This is a genomic window from Pseudoalteromonas luteoviolacea (genome assembly GCF_018100925.1).
GTDB lineage: Bacteria > Pseudomonadota > Gammaproteobacteria > Enterobacterales > Alteromonadaceae > Pseudoalteromonas > Pseudoalteromonas obscura.
Map to the genome: position 1 here is coordinate 356,594 of NZ_JAGJEH010000006.1, position 15,681 is coordinate 372,274.

A 15,681-nucleotide genomic window follows, 5' to 3' on the forward strand; every position below is an offset into this window, starting at 1 on the left:
GTAATTGAGTTGTATGGTCATCTTCACCGAAATTCACAATGGCTCAGGCTAATAAGTAGTACCCGCGATAGATTCCTTTGAGGGTTCATATGAACAGGTCGTCACTGTATATTAAAAATGGGATCAACGACTCTGACCCCATTGATAATCAGAGATTAAAAATCTAAGACTTTAGTAACAAAGCACTTTTGAGGTAACACCCCTCTTTGCATTTCAATTTTTACTCTATCACCCTCTGAAATAGCTGAAGCAATATTTACCACTTTTTCAAGTGTATCCGGCTCGTCATAGGTTACAACATTACTCATGAAACATCTGAATTGACGACCATTGCTATCTGTTGCAGTGACGGATAAATGATTTGCACTCACATTCATAGAAAAAGTGCCTGACTGACTGTGATTGACTACAATTTCAGCGGTATCAATAGTGACAGAGCCATAATTTTGCTCAGAAATTGTAACCTCAGCAGCAGATGCAAGGTTTGCAGACATGCCTAATGCTAAAACAGATGCGCCTAAAAATTTAGTTATTACTTTCATTGTATATTATTCCTTTATACATATATTTAAGTTGCTAACCCCTTAAAATTAAGGGGAATAAAAAAACCAAACGCCCCTACTTAAGGAACATAACAACGTTAAACTTTAAATACAACCATAAAAAAGAAAAATAAAAAACCAAAAAAAACAATAAATAAATTAACTAAACAATCCTACAAAAATAAAATTAAACACAACCTAAAATACAACAACTTACAAAACAAAAGGGAAACTATTGAAATTAAGTTAATTAATATAAATAACAACAAAATTAAAACACGCTCTCGAACTTTAATAATCACCATTTTTAGTCTTACATACTAAATAAGATAAAAAGAATGTCTCTTACCGTCCAAAAGAGCATTTTTCTACACTTTGCACTTGTCCACAATCATTGCACATTTCAATGCTGGAATACCTGTGGTCAGAAAAGATTTATTTTAATGGCTTGCCCAGTATCTAAATATCTGGTTGTTACGTGTTGCCCCACTTCACTATAAAAGTATTGAAAAGGGCGGTACCCCCAGAGCGTATCTAAAACAGCACATTGAGTAAAAAAATGAATATAACCTCAGCAGATCCACAGCTAGTTCACCCTTTGGGTCAACACATTATTGTCGATATATTCGACGCCTCAAATTTAATGGGCGAGCAAAACATCGAGGACATGATGATTGACTGCGCCAACGCTGCAAACGCCACGATCCTGAAAACCCATGTGCATCCATTTGAAATGAACGGTGGTGTATCTGGCATGATTATTTTGGCTGAGAGTCATATTTCTATTCACACATGGCCGGAGTACAACTTTGCAGCCATGGACATTTTTATGTGTGGTGATGCACAACCCCAGCTGTGCCTGCCCGTGATAGAGCAGTATTTTCAACCGGGTAAAATGGTAATCAATGACCTCACTAGAGGCGGCTCCATCAGCCGCTTGGGGGAGTTCCAACCACTTTTGCACAACAAATTACAAGCAACCTCAATAACCGCATAATAAAACGGAGTATTCAGCACATGACTAAAATTAATTGGCATTATGAGCAAATGACAAGTGGTATTCACATTGCACTTCGTTCAGAAAAAGATTTGGTAAGTGTGGAAACAGAATTTCAAGACGTCAGTATTTTTGAGACCCGCCACCTTGGTAAAGTAATGCGCATCGACGATGGCATTCAGGTGACGACAAAAGGCGAACACATCTATCACGAAATGATGGCTCACGTGCCTATTATTTTTCATAACCATGTTAAAAACGTGCTCATTGTCGGAGGTGGTGACGGTGGCAGTGCACGTGAAGTACTAAAACACCGCAGTGTTGAAAAAGTAGTCATGGTGGATATTGATGAGCAAATTATCCAATTGAGCCGTAAATTTTTACCCGAAATAAACAATGGCGCCTTTGATGATCCAAGATTCGAGCTGCGCATTGGCGATGGTGCTGACATTATCTCCCAATACAACGATTGTTTTGATCTGATCATTCTAGATGCCGCCGATCCGGACGGCGGTGCATCAGAAACATTATTCACTCAGTCATTTTTTGCTAATTGCTTAACCGCGTTAAAGGCTGAAGGTATTTTAGTTGCACAAGGTGGTACGCCTTATTTCGAACCTTACATGATGCAGTCCATGGTGTCGCGTTTAACTCAAGCATTTAACAACCCTGCTGGCATATACATGGGCGGCTGCTATGACTATTTTGGTGGCTCCCACGCATTTATTTGGGCTACTCGAAATGGCAGCATTAATACGCTGCCATTAGAAACGCTAGAATCGCGTGTTACTACAGCGGATATTCAAACTAAATACTACTCACCTGAGGCACACTTTGGTGCTTTTTTCTTGTCAAAAGACATGCGAGAACATGTAGATCAAGCTGTGAAATGCGAAAACGTGGACACTCTGTCGATGCCTGAAGCCGGTGATTGGGACGATTACACGCCAGAAACATCAAATAACAGCTACGATAAATAGTCGCGTATTCAATATGCCATTTGGGCATAAGCATATTTAAAAAAGTCACTGATATGGAGGTTGGTACCGTGTCAGTGGCTTATTAGATCCAAGCGCAATTCACTTACTTGAACTCTGTTTGATACATATAGATACAACATAAAGCGATGAAATCATTATATAAACGATTTGAAAAAATAGGCCAAAAAGACTCTTTTGACAGTCAGTTATACCAAGCTAAACACAATCTTTTATTTATTCAGCAGTGCTCAAAAGAGTTTTCCAGTTGGATAGCTATCGCATTCGTGATTGCCTTATTCGGCGGGATTTTACAAATTGTGACCTATGATTTTTTAGGCTCGTTAGTCGATTGGTTGGATAATGTAGGCAATCAATCACAACTCAACGGCAAAGGGCATGATTTAATCTTCATTGCTATTGCGATTGCCGTTGTTATTCCGACTATTACCCTGATTAAGAATCTTGTTTTTCATCAATTACTCGGTCCAAACTTACAAAAAAATACCATCATTAAGCTATACCGTACATTAATTGGCACACCGGCGAGCTACCACGAAGAGGACGATCCGGGGGCTACAGCCATTGTGATTGTCGATACGTCCGAAGCCATCATTGATGTGGTTTTACAGTTTTGTGGTTTCGCGGGCTTTATCTTGGCATTTATTGGCGCATTACTTTTTTATGTGGGCAATATTGATGGATGGCTCACCGTCCCATTCCTTATTTGGATAGGCCTGTTCTTAGCATTGCTGATAGGGCAATGGATCCCCAAAGCCAAAACCACTAATCGCCTAGAAGCAGAGAGTTGCGCCGAGATTACCGGTAAATTCACTGAACGTTTCGCGCGTATTCGAACTGTGAAAATGTTATCTAATAAAGAATACGAACAAAAATTTGCTGAAAGATGGGCCTCTCGACATCGCAGAGTCGTCGCTAAGGAATACCGAGTGTTTTCAAGTTTTGCCTCGGTGATTGGTTTACTCAACGGTTTATTACTTGTTGGGACAGGAGGTTTGTGCTTAAAGCTATGGATGGAAAGCGCGCTCTCAATCGGCGAGTTTTCCATGGTTCTGGCGTTAGTCTATCGGGTTATATCCCTATCCGAATGGTGCCAAGATGAATTTGACGCCTTTTTTGTTTCTTGGGGTCAAGTGACCGTCGGCAGAGAGCTGATCAATGAGTTTCTTGAAGAAGTAGAGCTCGTCGAAGAGGAGGGAAACTTCAATGCAGCAAGAGGCAAAATCACGTTTAAAAATGTTGAGTTTGCCTATGAAAACAAAGCACCATTATTCACTGACTTCTCTTTAAAAATAAAAGCTGGAGAAAAAGTCGGGATCATCGGCCCTTCAGGTTCTGGTAAGTCTTCACTACTCAATATGCTCTCTGGTATTGATGAAATTGAACAAGGAGCCATTTATATTGATGGTAAAAATATCGAAGACTATTCAACCGAGAGCATCTGTAGTGAAATAAGTTTTTTAAATCAAGATATTGGCCTTTTTAATCAGAGTATTTTTGAAAACGTCGCTTTTGGCTTGAATAACGTTAGCAAGGCATCGGTAAGGCATGCACTGGAAATGGCCAACGCCCTCAATTTTGTAGACAGCTATCAAGATGCGCGAGGCCGTCGGGGCTTGGCTGCTTTTATCGGGGAAAATGGTGGGCAACTATCTGGCGGCCAACGTCAACGTTTGGCATTTGCCAGGGCAATATTGAGAAATAAAAAAATACTCCTTCTCGATGAAGCAACCAGTGCGCTTGATCCGGCTTTAAAAGCTGAGTTTATCGAAACCCTCAAAGTGCTCATGAAGGGGAAAACCGTCATTTCAATCGCCCACTCTTATGATGTCCTCACCATGATGGATCGCATTATTGAAATCAAGGACGGTAAAATCATCAGAGACACAAAACCAGCTGATATCATCAACATGGTAGACTAAATCAATGGGGTCAGAGTCAATGGTCGTCTTTTTGCTTTTTGTAACTTTCTGACCTCCTATCACCTCCGCGAGGCATAGGGGTCGATCGTCTACCCGATAACGTTTCAATCAATGGGGTCAGAGTCAATGGTCGTCTTTTTGCTTTTTGTAACTTTCTGACCTCCTATCACCTCCGCGAGGCATAGGAGTCGATCGTCTACCCGATAACGTTTCAATCTGTTGTTTAAACTGCTTACTGCCTAGCACCCACATTTTGTTTGTCGCTGTGTGAATTTCTGTGAGCATTGCTGCTGGGATCTCTCGAGCAAACAAAGCTCGGTAGTTTGCTTGCCTTTTATGAGAAGATAAACCCAGAGCTAAATACACATCATGCTCTGTCAGTAAGCAAATACGTTTGCCCAATGCATTGTGGTGATAACTTGACCAGATATACTTCGCCGGGTCCGACACAATACCGGCCCTAATTGGGTTCAATTCAATATAGCGACTCACAAGCAAAAAGTACCGCTCAGTATCCACTAACGTCGACTTATAACGCCCTTCCCATAGAGTACCCGTTCTCTGGTAAGTAGTATTAAAATATCGAACATAGTAGCGCCCTAAAGACTGCATTAGCTTGCTCGTACCATTCGCCGTTGTTTGAGTCAGCAGCAAGTGAACATGATTCGTCATCAAAACATAAGCATGAATTTTCACTCCATACTCTTTAGCGTAGTGTTTCAGCTTGTCTAAATAAACCGCATAGTCTTTTGTATCAAAAAAAGTCGCTTGTCGGTTGTTGCCTCGCTGAACAACATGCTGCGGTATATGAGGTAGGTTCAATCGTGGTAGTCTCGCCATATTATCACTAATCCTTTAGCTTTTGTGGCTATTGCAAATGCATTACTTTTATTCAAAATTTATAAAAAGATCAGTGTTCTCTGATCCCTGTGATTTTAAACGTCATCTATGCAAACGTGCGAATTGTCGGGTTCATTGCTTCAGACAAAAAGTGGCCAAATAACCCAACATCAACATCTAAGCGCTCAGAGAGTGTTTTATATTCTTGTCCAAAACCTTCAGGGTGGAATTGTTTACCGTACTGTTCAGTCAGTTCATTTAACCTAATTGACCCATTTAAAGATGATGCATTCAAATCTGCATACTGGTATGAATTTCTAAGCTTTAAGCCCTCAACAATTCCGCTGTGCAGTTGAGTAAATGCGTCTTTCAATTTCTTGTTACCCGACAAAACTGTTTCTAAGTTATTTACCTGAGCAGCAGAAAGCTTGCCACTGCTCAGTTTTAAATTTCCTTTTTTGTCTTGATACAAATCCAAATCACGCAAATCCAAATTGGGATTTTTGTCTGTTTGCACTGTTTTAAACCTCTCGAATTCACTCAGGCTTGTTTTCAATGCTTTTTGCACCTTTTCCATTGCGTCAACATATGCAAGGGTAACTCTTTTTGCCTCGTCTTCGGCCGTTTTAATATCCTCTTTACTCACACCAACATGTGTTTGCAAAGTCACTTTTGCCGAAGTTAAAGGTACCTCAGGTTGTAACTGTGATTCTTTCAATTGTTGTTTCAGTGAAGACTGTGCACCTCGGGTAGGCGCTTGCTGACTATTAACGATGTTTTTTCGATTAATTTCCATCATTGTGCTCCAATCCTTGAAAGCCATGTATGAATAATTAGCTGAATCTACAAAATATTAGTGTAAGAAAATAACTGAAAAGTAGCATACTCACAAGAAGAAAACCGTTCGTGTATAAGTAATGCGATTATTTTTACACAATAACATCGTTTAAAAATTTCTACCCCCCTTTAAGTGCCACACAACCTTATATGATAAGCAATCAATTTACATTATGAATAAACTAAAAATAAGTGCATCAAAGTCGACTTTAGAAAACACTACAGCATTCGTAGTTGTTCAGCATAATTTGCATAATAAGGGTGCAATAGGCAGTACATTAAACGAAGTGTTCCTAAAACTTAAAAACCAACCTTTAGCTGCTCAGAGCGAAGGTTCAAACCAAGTTTAAACACAGCCCTACCTATTATTGTATCTGCAATATCCTCAACTCCTGCGCAGCAGTTAATACTTTTAGACTTAAACAGTGATGCTCTTACAGCACAGAGACAGATCCTGTGCTATCACATAGAAGCCGCAAAAAAAGCTGAAGGATTGATGGTGAATAGATCTGTCAAATCAATGGGGTCAGAGCCATTGATTATTTAGCCCTAGCCCTTTTATCACGCCAACAAACTCTTGAGTGACAACAGACATAGACTTTTTACTTTCCTCTTTGATTGAACGTTACTTTATATTTCAACTTTGATACATTGCCATAAAGCAATTACAAAACAAGGAACTAGAAAGAGGCTATGGATATTTTAATTGAAGATGGCACTGAGAGAAAACATAAGCAAAAACTGCAGAGCCTTATTTCTAGTTCTAAAAAAAGTATTGATATTGCAACAGCATACTTAACTGAGACAGCACTACTTAAACAAAAAGGAGATGTAAAAGTTCGACTCCTCACTTCAATATCCGCAAATGATATTTTAAGTGGCTCAGTAAGTCTGGACGCTATTTCTTTGTTATTTAAACAAGGTATTGAAATTCGATTATTGGACCCAGACAATAACCACTTTCACCCTAAAGTGTATATATTTGACCATAATACGTTTGTTATTACTTCCGCAAACTTCACTCGCAACGCAATGGAAAACAATATCGAAATAGGTGTAAGTAGTGACTCCCCTCAAGTTTCTGAATTAGTTAAGTGGTACGCGAGTTTATGGAGTACAGCCACGCCACTGACAGGTGACATGCTTGAAGACTTGATTAACTTCCAAAATAAACATCTGAAAACAGCGCTAGAAATAAAGAAAATCAAAAACGACTACAATCTATTGGAAATCAATTATAGAAAAATAAATTTTGTACATCAAAAGTATAAAAAATCTAACTTTTTTATTTGTAATAGTAACCGAAAGTACAGCGCTCGAAATAATGATGGCAGTTATTTTGATGAGGAATTAATGCTTGCCAGTGAGCATGTGATTGCATGGGAGAGCTATAGATATGTAGACCACATGAAAAGAGTGGTACCTGGCGATATTATTTTTCTTTACGCCAAAAAAACCGGAGTCATAGCAATAGGAGAAGCCCTAGAAAGGGCCAACAAAGTTCCGCCCGAACAAGCACTTAAAAAGTCTACATCAACAAATGAATGGAAAATACCTGTCAGATGGCTAACGCCTAAAGATGATAGATTCGAAATAGACATACCAGATCAAGCCGTTCAGCCTACATTTCTTGATATCAGCGCTGATAAATACGGCAGTTTGAGAGACAAAGTTATGGTTCACTTTGAGCATAGCTTACAAAAGTAATCATCGTGTTCCCGAAATAAAACAGTGCACACAAATTCGAAGAACCTGACCGTGTAAAACTACTTTTGTACAAGGTAAAAAAAGAGGTCTCTAACTCTTTTTACGAAGTACAAAGCCCATGTGTTTACCTAGATGTCAATTGTGCGAGTGAATCGCTTTCTATTTCATGAATCAACGACTCTGACCCCATTGATTATGACCATGCTAATTCACACCACTTATTCATTAAAATCACTAAAAATTAGTAGCTGAGAACAACGCCCGAGTTTCACTGAACACCAAAACACTGAAATATAATGACTTTTTATTTGGTGCGCTTATTGCTAAATATGACTATGCTCTTACTGAATGAGATAAGGAACTGTGTTATGGAAATAAAAACAATAAGAAACTACCTAATGGCAACAGCCATTGCGTGTCAAATAGCCCTTTTGATATGGGAAAGCTTAAATGGCGGTGTCGTCACCCATCACTTTTTAGCTCGAGAGGATATGCCAGGTCTGTCAAATTGGTGGGGTCTTGTGATTTTACCATTTTTAGTATGGATCACCGCTTACAGTATTGAAAAAAGAAGTCAGCATCTAACAGATAAACAGGCCCGAGCCGATTATCATAAAGCGGCTTACATAAGCTTTTTAGCCATGTTACTTATTAGCATTGCTCAGTCGACTATTTTTAGCCTAGGTTATTCAACAGCTGCACTGTCTATATTAATGGCCATCACATTTATTTCGCTCTTTGTGCCGTTATACAGAATTGAAGCGATTGTCGGTTACGTGTTAGGTGGAGCATATTTTACAGGCCCTATGATCCCATTTGTTGGCGTGGTGATATTTGTAGTGGTATCTGTTTTTGCACATTTCTGTATCAAACCACTCATCCTTCGATTAAAGACGCCAAAAACCGCAGCTGAATAAAGGTATTTGACAGCATTGGATGCTAGCTTCGTTGATTACAATCAACGAAGCTACGTGCTTTTTGTATAACACCTACAGCGAGTATTATGTGATAAGGCCACTCCGTTATCATTTTAAATCAAACCTTAAGCCTTTTGAGCATTATTTAAGTGCGATACAGCACTTTAATGATATGCCAACCAAATTTAGTTTTGACCAACTGCGGAGTTAGCACTTCACAAGAGAAACAAACTTTATCAAACTGAGGAACCATGGTGCCGCGTCTAAACTCACCTAAATCACCGCCTTTTTTACCTGATGGGCAGGTTGAATGCTTCTTCGCTAAAGTTTGAAACTTTGCTCCTTTTTTTAGCTGTTTGAGAATATCTTCCGCTTGCTCTTTATGCTTTACCAAGATGTGTAACGCATGCGCTGTACTGGCCATATGACTCTATGCTCACTGTGTAAATTATTGCACTATTAATTAAACACAATAATACACCAATACGTTGTCAAAGATGAGCGCCAAAGTACTCAATCCAAGTGAATGGAATAAAGACCAAGTTATAATTTAGTCGCTAATGCAGCAGAAGATAAAAAGGCCTGCCCTAAAACTCAGCTGCAAATACATTTGACTCCGCCCTCACAACTCCCTTAGATTAGTTTACTCTTCCATCAGAACTTTCATCATCTGCTCATGATGATTCAAAAAATCCTTTGTAATTGTGTAGTGTTCAGTGTCTTCGTATTTGACTTCACTTATACCTGTCTGTGAAAACTGATAAATTTTTGCCCTAGGGTATGCCAACAAAATTGGCGAGTGGGTCGCTATAATAAATTGAGAGTTTTCTTCAACTAATTGGTGGATAGCTGACACTGCCGCCATCTGACGTGCAGGTGATAGGGCAGCCTCGGGCTCATCCATAATGTATAAACCATCACCTCGTAACTTGTTTACCAAAGTCGCCATAAAGGACTCTCCGTGTGATTGCTGGTGTAGAGATTTTCCACCATAGCTACTCAGATATCCCACTTCATCCATAAGCGTCGCAAGGTTGTAAAAGCTCTCAGCTCGAAGAAAGTACCCATCTCTTGGGTGTTTAAAACTCTTAATTGGCTTAAGGTACTCATAAAGTGAAGAATGGGTTTTATTGGTAGTAAATGTTGACTGTTTAGTGCCACCTTCAGCGTTAAATCCCATAGCCACCGCAATCGCCTCGATGAGTGTAGACTTGCCCGCCCCATTCTCCCCTACAAAAAAGGTAACATCGGCATGGAACTCTATGTAGTCTAGCTCTCTAATCGCTGGAATATTAAAAGGATAAACCTCGAAGCTGTCAATATTGTCACGCTTTAACTGAATTTCTCTGAGGTAAGGCCTATCTGTAAAACTCATGCTTTCTGTGCCGCTGTGTATTGTTAGTATCAATGTTCGCCAAAACAAGTAATTTCGAACAAACACTCTAAAAAATAAATCGGCTACGCTATCACCTTCTGAATCGACCCACAAGCTGCCCAATATCAATGGGGTCAGAGTCATTGATAAATTTAAGGTTTACACTTATTGACCTCGTTCAGGGTTGTAACGCAGCTCAAGCTTCGGATATTGAATCACTGTCTCGAGCCAAGTGTTTTTTTGAATGGGATCAACGACTCTGACCCTTTTGATTCTTGAACCTTACAAGACAAGGTGCCAGCGAGTAACAAAGTACATAATCAGATGAACACGACGCAATTTCCAAAGATGCACTACGCTAGTAGTATTGGGCAACAATGATGAGAGACCAATGTACAAGTTCATACTCATTTGGTTATTGCTAGTAAGCCAGGCGTCTATTGCGACAGAGACAATTCGCGTGCGAGGCAGTCAGTCAGAGTATGATAGTACTCACAATTACTATGTAGGACTCATAGAGCTGGCTTTCGATAAACTAAACAAGCCAATTAGAATTCAATTTTCACCTTATATGGTGCAGGACAGAGCGCTCTTTGAACTGCAGTCTAATCGTTTAATTGACTTATACTGGGCAGGTACCAACCAGCAAAGAGAGTCTGAGTTGGGGGTGGTGCGTATCCCACTGATTAAAGGGCTACTCGGGTATCGCGTTTTTACTATTCATCAAGATAATGAACAGCTTTTTTCTCAGATCAAATCTTTAAAATCGCTAAAAAATACGACTTTGTGTCAGGGACAGCACTGGCCCGATACAGACATCATGCTAGCCGCAGGCCTGAGCGTGATCACCAACGTTGTATATGAAAATATGTTTAAGCAAGTCTATGCAGATAGATGTAAAGCCTTTCCCAGAGGGATCAATGAGGCCTTCTCTGAAGTAAAAATCCGACAACAAATTATGCCTAAGTTAATGGTCTTTGATGATGTTATTTTGCACTATCGGTTCCCAATGTATTTTTTTACCCATAAAGATAACTCTCAGCTCATCAATGACCTGAAGTCGGGTTTAATGCTGGCAATCAAAGATGGAAGCTTTGATAAATATATGCAAACTCATCCTACGACTAAGCATTTGTTTCCCCTTAGTAAATGGGATAATAAAACGATATTAACCATAGATAATCCGTTTCTACCTAAGTCTGCACAGGTTGATGACAAACAGCTGTGGATAGAACTTGGTAACAAAAAATAGCGGCCAAAAATTTACTGAGCAATTTTTAGAGGTTTTCCTTACTTCTTTTCAAACCAAGATACACATCTTGGTACTGTTTTTTCCCATCAATAAACCCAAGCTGCCCTGAACTATTTTGCTACTTGTCATATGTTTATGATCACCTCAATGTAACAATAAGAGAATAGTGGCTCATAAATGACTATCCACACATCAGGACAACCCCCTAGATGCTCTTCAAGCTAAATATAACTTACTTCCATGCCTGATCTAACTACCTATGACTTAGCTGTGTTAAAAATAACGAAATACACAGTGTCGTCCATGGGTATGTAGCGTTATAGTTTCTTCATATCGTGCACCAAGGCTTAGAGCAACATTTTTGGATGCGCTGTTTTTAGGATCGATATAACTCACTAAGCTTTTTGCTTTTAAGCTGTTTCTCGCCAACTCAATACACTGCCGTCCAGCTTCTTGCGCATAACCTTGGCCGCGAGCTTCAGAAACCAACCAATACCCCAACTCTAATTCAGGCCAAGCTGGCGACTTCCATAGCCCCACGCACCCTACAAATTTCTTAGTAGATTTTTCTTCTACAGCATAATATCCAAAACCATTCAGTTGCCAATGCCCAATCAACATAGTTAAATTACGCCAAGCGCCTTCTCTATCTTTCCGACCACCTACATACTTTGCATCTAAATTATGTTGATAAAACATAGCGTAGTGTTCAAAGTCCTTTTCATGCCACTGGCGTAAAGTAAGACGCTCAGTTTGTACCGTATTAATTTTCATGCATCTCCTGTTAGTTGATCAATGAATGTTAAACTTACACCAATTGAAATCAGCATAACTGCACTTAATTTATTCATTATCGCCGTCACAGATTCACTCGTAACCTTTTCATTTACTTTGCTACTTAACTGGGCATATAGCAGCAAACACAATAATTCAATGACAATGCTTGTAAGTCCTAAAATCAGTAATTGAGATAAAAATGGTTTTGACTCATCTATAAATTGAGGCAAAATTGCAACAAAAAACAGGAGTGTTTTAGGGTTTGACAGCTCTATAAATAACCCCCCTTTAAACGCTTTGTAAACATTTACTGAAATTGCACCTTGAACTTTATTGAGAGCGCTTTTTTCTAGGAATAGATTAATGCCTATCCATAGTAAATATGCCGCACCAGCCCATTTCACAAAAAAGAAAAAAGTATCTGAAGATGAAAGTACGGTATTAATTCCCGTTGCAGATATTAAAAATATATATCGCACTTCCACCAACCACTCCAAACGCAGCTGAAACACTGGCTTTATATCCCGAACTGACTCCATGAGAAGCGACATAAAATACAGCCGGTCCAGGAGAAATGCATAAGATAAGCTCAGCTATACAAAACAATATCCACGTTGTGATATCCACACTACCTCCAAGAAAATAACAAAGGCTCACTTCTCATTATTTTTTTGAAATAGACGCGAATCATGACGTTCGTATTCAAGCCCGTAAATCTCTTTGAATTTTGATATTTTTTTTATGGTGTCTTCTTCGAAGGCTGGCGCTCCATCAAATGCATGCAATGCAATGCTCTCTATCAATTCACCTAAACTCATATCGTACAGTTCAGCAGTTGCCTTTAGAACTTTAACTAATCTCTTCTCCATTCTTAGACCAGTTTGTACCCTTTCCAATTTCTCTTGTTTATTTCGTTTTTCCATTTTAACCATCCACCTCAACATTGTTACCATGGTAACAATGTACCACAAGTAAAATGTATTAAAAGCTTTTTTGTATGTGGGCTATGAATGATTGACTCAAACAACAAGAGCCTTTCTCATATCTACAAATTAATGGGAGCCCAAATCATTGTAAGTACTTACACACACCATACGTTGAATTTACAGTGTTCATTGAAATAAAAGATTTTAAGTAAGCTTAAGCGATATTGGCCCTTTTAATTTCCTATACTCCAACAAATTGCTCCTCATACTCCATCTGCAAAAAATTGACACCTTGATTGAGAGTGGCCTCTGCTGGCATAAAGAAAATAGTTTTCATCCACTGTTTTCGCGGCTTAGATAGCCAATCTCATGCTACTTAGAAAGTTTGGTTTAAAAAATGCATTAGAAATTCACTAAGAACAAAAATTCAAATGAGTGATGTCACCACCATGAATGAAAGCACAAATACCGTATATGTATTGAGCGGCTATGCAAAATGCTCGACCACAAATCAAAATAAATACAAACTCGGCAACAAGCACTCTATCGGCCTGTTAACGACCGATAAGAACTACAAAGATAATATCAACAACCTTAAAACCTTTATCCAAGATTTAGGTTGGGACTCCATCACGTTTTGCATGGTTGAAGAGGTCGACGATATCAATACCTTGTCCAATGACGTTTTAATATCCAGCTTTCAGCGCGCCCAGAAGAATGGCCAATCATTGGTGGTTAATGACTTGCCCATTACCGTGCATTAATGCAAAACAGAGCTTAAAAAAACAATGGGGTCAGAGTCGTTGATCGTTCATGCTATGTGGGATGAACGACCTCATTTGGGCTGTAGCGAAACGAGCTAATGGCCTTTTAAAGTAACAATTAAAGCGAGTATTTTGAAAGGGCTCATATGACTCTACCCCCATTTGACTGACTAACACTAAAATCAACTACTCGATTCACTTTCTAAGTATTGATTTGCATGCTTTAAGCTTTGTAAGTCATCAAAACGTACTCCGTGCTGGGCCATAACTGGCCGTATTTTTTTGCTTATCAATTGCCGAATATAAAAGGGTTGATTTGGCACGAAGTGATGAATGGTATGTGTACGGCCAAAGTCAAAACAAAAGAGCTGAAAAGGTAAAAACCAGCGACTGGTGATCACATGTGTTTGCTCTAACACATTATTCACACCACCATAGTAGTGCATTGAAGAAGTAATTAAATTAAGAGAGGTTGAGCGAATAATATTTGGTACAATCAGTACCACCATCAAGAATTCAGCAACTACAAGCAACTCCACTCCCCATGCAGGTAATTCAAATGGGTGAACAAATTGCAGCACATAATAAACAATCACACAATGTAAGATTGCAAAGTAAGTCGTCGCAAGCGGAACACCTGCATTAAAGACCTGAAAAAACTTAAAGTCACGTATTTCTTCACTAAAACGCTTTGAATTAATCAATAAACCCAGCAGTCCATCAGCGACCACAACGGCTCTCAAAAATGGAGACTTAATACCATTACCCACTAGGCGCTCTTCTAAGTCTTGTGAAGTACCAGAGACTTTATGATGATGTAAATGGATCTGCCTGCGATACCAAGGGTTCACCGTATTTGGGCGCATCAACCACACAATTAGCATCATAAAGTTATGTATAAATGGACGCTTACTAAAATACTGCTTATGAAGCAGATCATGCTCAAGTTCATGTGCAATAGAAGTAATAAAGGCAACTAAAATAATACACAGCCACGCAGGTATCACCGCAACATAATACAGCGTCGCAACACCAATAAATGAACTCAATGACAACAATAGTATGACCATGGCAATACCGTTTTGCCATTTAAGGATTGGATAACGCGCCCTAAGCGATGCCTCTTCGGCTTTTATCGCTGTCACTATCGCATTGATGTTCTGATTCGCTGTTAATTTTGACATTGATAGCTGTACTAAATAGTTGATATTAGAATCATACCGGAATCAATGGGGTCAGAGTAAATGGTTTTTCAAATTCACTTTACGCTTCCCCATTCATATCAAGACAAAAAACAGCGGGTTAATTAAAATCCCGATCGAAATACTCTGACCCTTTTGATTGCATCTCGTATTGCTTAAGTATCGTCAGCATATCTTCTGGAATGGGCGCTTTTTGTCCGGTTTTCATATTAAACATCACCACAGTTGCGTACCCAGTTGTACATATTGCTTGCTGTGATTCACTCAACGCCTCGTAGCGCATGGTAAAACGATCTTCTTTGATGTCAGTAATATATGAACCAATATACAAAGTATCAGGAAAAGTAACCGGTCGCTTGTATTGCGCATAAGTATCACGCAGAACCGGACTATGGCTGGGCTCAGATAATATAGAAAGCAAACCGGTTTGCTTTAAAAAATCAATGCGCGCAGTTTCGAAATAACGAAAATACGACACGTTATTCACATGCCCTAACGCATCCATTTCACCCCATACCACATTAATTTTTGTGTTAATTGCATACTTTCCGAAAAACTCCTGCATGACGTAGCCTCAAATTATGATTATTTACTTTGAGCGTAACAACTCATCGTACCAGCAGCA

The 15,681-nt window shown here is 39.2% G+C and carries 16 protein-coding genes and 1 pseudogene; 7 read left to right on the forward strand and 10 right to left on the reverse strand.

All coding sequences use genetic code 11. From position 1 onward, the window contains the following. Positions 1 to 155 precede the first annotated feature (155 nt). Positions 156 to 542, reverse strand: a complete 387-nt coding sequence (locus J8M00_RS15170; protein WP_211011377.1) for a hypothetical protein — start codon at positions 540 to 542, stop codon at positions 156 to 158. A 559-nt stretch (positions 543 to 1,101) separates the two neighbouring features. Here J8M00_RS15170 and speD point away from each other — a divergent pair. From speD to J8M00_RS15185, 3 genes are all read left to right on the forward strand, one after another. Then, a complete protein-coding gene (gene speD, locus J8M00_RS15175; protein WP_211011378.1) occupies positions 1,102 to 1,539 on the forward strand; it encodes an adenosylmethionine decarboxylase in 438 nt (145 codons plus the stop codon). Between the two features lie 20 nt (positions 1,540 to 1,559). Further along, positions 1,560 to 2,519 carry a polyamine aminopropyltransferase gene (gene speE / locus J8M00_RS15180; RefSeq protein ID WP_211011379.1) on the forward strand — a complete coding sequence of 320 codons (960 nt, stop codon included), beginning with the start codon at positions 1,560 to 1,562 and terminating at the stop codon, positions 2,517 to 2,519. Positions 2,520 to 2,665: 146 nt separating this feature from the next. Further along, positions 2,666 to 4,459, forward strand: a complete 1,794-nt coding sequence (locus tag J8M00_RS15185) for an ABC transporter ATP-binding protein (protein WP_211011380.1) — start codon at positions 2,666 to 2,668, stop codon at positions 4,457 to 4,459. Between the two features lie 123 nt (positions 4,460 to 4,582). Here J8M00_RS15185 and J8M00_RS15190 read toward each other — a convergent pair whose 3' ends face one another. Next, positions 4,583 to 5,299, reverse strand: coding sequence for a transposase (locus J8M00_RS15190; RefSeq protein ID WP_211011381.1), 717 nt, complete (start codon positions 5,297 to 5,299; stop codon positions 4,583 to 4,585). Between the two features lie 106 nt (positions 5,300 to 5,405). Further along, a complete protein-coding gene (locus J8M00_RS15195) occupies positions 5,406 to 6,098 on the reverse strand; it encodes a hypothetical protein (protein ID WP_211011382.1) in 693 nt (230 codons plus the stop codon). Positions 6,099 to 6,829: 731 nt separating this feature from the next. Between J8M00_RS15195 and J8M00_RS15200 the strand changes: the two genes are divergently transcribed. Then, positions 6,830 to 7,843, forward strand: a complete 1,014-nt coding sequence (locus J8M00_RS15200; protein ID WP_211011383.1) for a phospholipase D family protein — start codon at positions 6,830 to 6,832, stop codon at positions 7,841 to 7,843. Between the two features lie 368 nt (positions 7,844 to 8,211). Further along, positions 8,212 to 8,760, forward strand: a complete 549-nt coding sequence (locus tag J8M00_RS15205) for a hypothetical protein (RefSeq protein WP_247687396.1) — start codon at positions 8,212 to 8,214, stop codon at positions 8,758 to 8,760. Between the two features lie 145 nt (positions 8,761 to 8,905). On the opposite strand, the gene ppiC is transcribed toward J8M00_RS15205, so the two are convergent. Continuing rightward, entirely contained in the window at positions 8,906 to 9,184 is a 279-nt protein-coding gene (gene ppiC, locus J8M00_RS15210; protein ID WP_039612035.1) for a peptidylprolyl isomerase PpiC, read from the reverse strand. 219 nt (positions 9,185 to 9,403) lie between these two features. Continuing rightward, positions 9,404 to 10,135: an AAA family ATPase gene (locus J8M00_RS15215; RefSeq protein WP_211011384.1), complete on the reverse strand. Its 732-nt coding sequence runs from the start codon at positions 10,133 to 10,135 to the stop codon at positions 9,404 to 9,406. 391 nt (positions 10,136 to 10,526) lie between these two features. Here J8M00_RS15215 and J8M00_RS15220 point away from each other — a divergent pair, with 391 nt between their 5' ends. Continuing rightward, on the forward strand, positions 10,527 to 11,387 hold the full coding sequence (locus tag J8M00_RS15220) for a hypothetical protein (protein ID WP_211011385.1): 861 nt from the start codon (positions 10,527 to 10,529) through the stop codon (positions 11,385 to 11,387). Positions 11,388 to 11,660: 273 nt separating this feature from the next. Here the strand turns inward: J8M00_RS15220 and J8M00_RS15225 are convergent, their stop codons facing one another. The 3 genes and pseudogenes from J8M00_RS15225 to J8M00_RS15235 all read right to left on the reverse strand — a co-directional run bounded on the left by J8M00_RS15225 (position 11,661) and on the right by J8M00_RS15235 (position 13,087). Continuing rightward, positions 11,661 to 12,161, reverse strand: a complete 501-nt coding sequence (locus J8M00_RS15225) for a GNAT family N-acetyltransferase (RefSeq protein WP_211011386.1) — start codon at positions 12,159 to 12,161, stop codon at positions 11,661 to 11,663. Beyond that, positions 12,158 to 12,821 (reverse strand): annotated as a pseudogene (locus J8M00_RS15230) (LysE family translocator). Before J8M00_RS15230 ends, J8M00_RS15225 begins: the two are co-directional and overlap by 4 nt. Then, a complete protein-coding gene (locus J8M00_RS15235) occupies positions 12,818 to 13,087 on the reverse strand; it encodes a hypothetical protein (protein ID WP_211011388.1) in 270 nt (89 codons plus the stop codon). The pseudogene J8M00_RS15230 and the gene J8M00_RS15235 overlap by 4 nt, the downstream one beginning before the upstream one ends. Positions 13,088 to 13,539: 452 nt before the next feature. On the opposite strand from J8M00_RS15235, the gene J8M00_RS15240 reads away from it, so the two are divergent. Further along, a complete protein-coding gene (locus tag J8M00_RS15240) occupies positions 13,540 to 13,854 on the forward strand; it encodes a hypothetical protein (protein WP_211011468.1) in 315 nt (104 codons plus the stop codon). A 182-nt stretch (positions 13,855 to 14,036) separates the two neighbouring features. Here J8M00_RS15240 and J8M00_RS15245 read toward each other — a convergent pair whose 3' ends face one another. Together J8M00_RS15245 and J8M00_RS15250 are read right to left on the reverse strand one after the other, a co-directional pair. Continuing rightward, a complete protein-coding gene (locus J8M00_RS15245; protein WP_211011389.1) occupies positions 14,037 to 15,038 on the reverse strand; it encodes a fatty acid desaturase in 1,002 nt (333 codons plus the stop codon). Positions 15,039 to 15,156: 118 nt separating this feature from the next. Further along, the gene (locus J8M00_RS15250) at positions 15,157 to 15,621 is read right to left on the reverse strand and encodes an acyl-CoA thioesterase (RefSeq protein ID WP_211011390.1); all 465 of its coding nucleotides are present in this window, start codon (positions 15,619 to 15,621) and stop codon (positions 15,157 to 15,159) included. Positions 15,622 to 15,681 lie beyond the last annotated feature (60 nt).

Bases quoted from the DNA above. Each gene is read 5' to 3' on its own strand.
- J8M00_RS15170 (WP_211011377.1), bottom strand. From the start codon at position 542: ATGAAAGTAATAACTAAATTTTTAGGCGCATCTGTTTTAGCATTAGGC.
- speD (WP_211011378.1), top strand. From the start codon at position 1,102: ATGAATATAACCTCAGCAGATCCACAGCTAGTTCACCCTTTGGGTCAA.
- speE (WP_211011379.1), top strand. From the start codon at position 1,560: ATGACTAAAATTAATTGGCATTATGAGCAAATGACAAGTGGTATTCAC.
- J8M00_RS15185 (WP_211011380.1), top strand. From the start codon at position 2,666: ATGAAATCATTATATAAACGATTTGAAAAAATAGGCCAAAAAGACTCT.
- J8M00_RS15190 (WP_211011381.1), bottom strand. From the start codon at position 5,299: ATGGCGAGACTACCACGATTGAACCTACCTCATATACCGCAGCATGTT.
- J8M00_RS15195 (WP_211011382.1), bottom strand. From the start codon at position 6,098: ATGATGGAAATTAATCGAAAAAACATCGTTAATAGTCAGCAAGCGCCT.
- J8M00_RS15200 (WP_211011383.1), top strand. From the start codon at position 6,830: ATGGATATTTTAATTGAAGATGGCACTGAGAGAAAACATAAGCAAAAA.
- J8M00_RS15205 (WP_247687396.1), top strand. From the start codon at position 8,212: ATGGAAATAAAAACAATAAGAAACTACCTAATGGCAACAGCCATTGCG.
- ppiC (WP_039612035.1), bottom strand. From the start codon at position 9,184: ATGGCCAGTACAGCGCATGCGTTACACATCTTGGTAAAGCATAAAGAG.
- J8M00_RS15215 (WP_211011384.1), bottom strand. From the start codon at position 10,135: ATGAGTTTTACAGATAGGCCTTACCTCAGAGAAATTCAGTTAAAGCGT.
- J8M00_RS15220 (WP_211011385.1), top strand. From the start codon at position 10,527: ATGTACAAGTTCATACTCATTTGGTTATTGCTAGTAAGCCAGGCGTCT.
- J8M00_RS15225 (WP_211011386.1), bottom strand. From the start codon at position 12,161: ATGAAAATTAATACGGTACAAACTGAGCGTCTTACTTTACGCCAGTGG.
- J8M00_RS15235 (WP_211011388.1), bottom strand. From the start codon at position 13,087: ATGGAAAAACGAAATAAACAAGAGAAATTGGAAAGGGTACAAACTGGT.
- J8M00_RS15240 (WP_211011468.1), top strand. From the start codon at position 13,540: ATGAATGAAAGCACAAATACCGTATATGTATTGAGCGGCTATGCAAAA.
- J8M00_RS15245 (WP_211011389.1), bottom strand. From the start codon at position 15,038: ATGTCAAAATTAACAGCGAATCAGAACATCAATGCGATAGTGACAGCG.
- J8M00_RS15250 (WP_211011390.1), bottom strand. From the start codon at position 15,621: ATGCAGGAGTTTTTCGGAAAGTATGCAATTAACACAAAAATTAATGTG.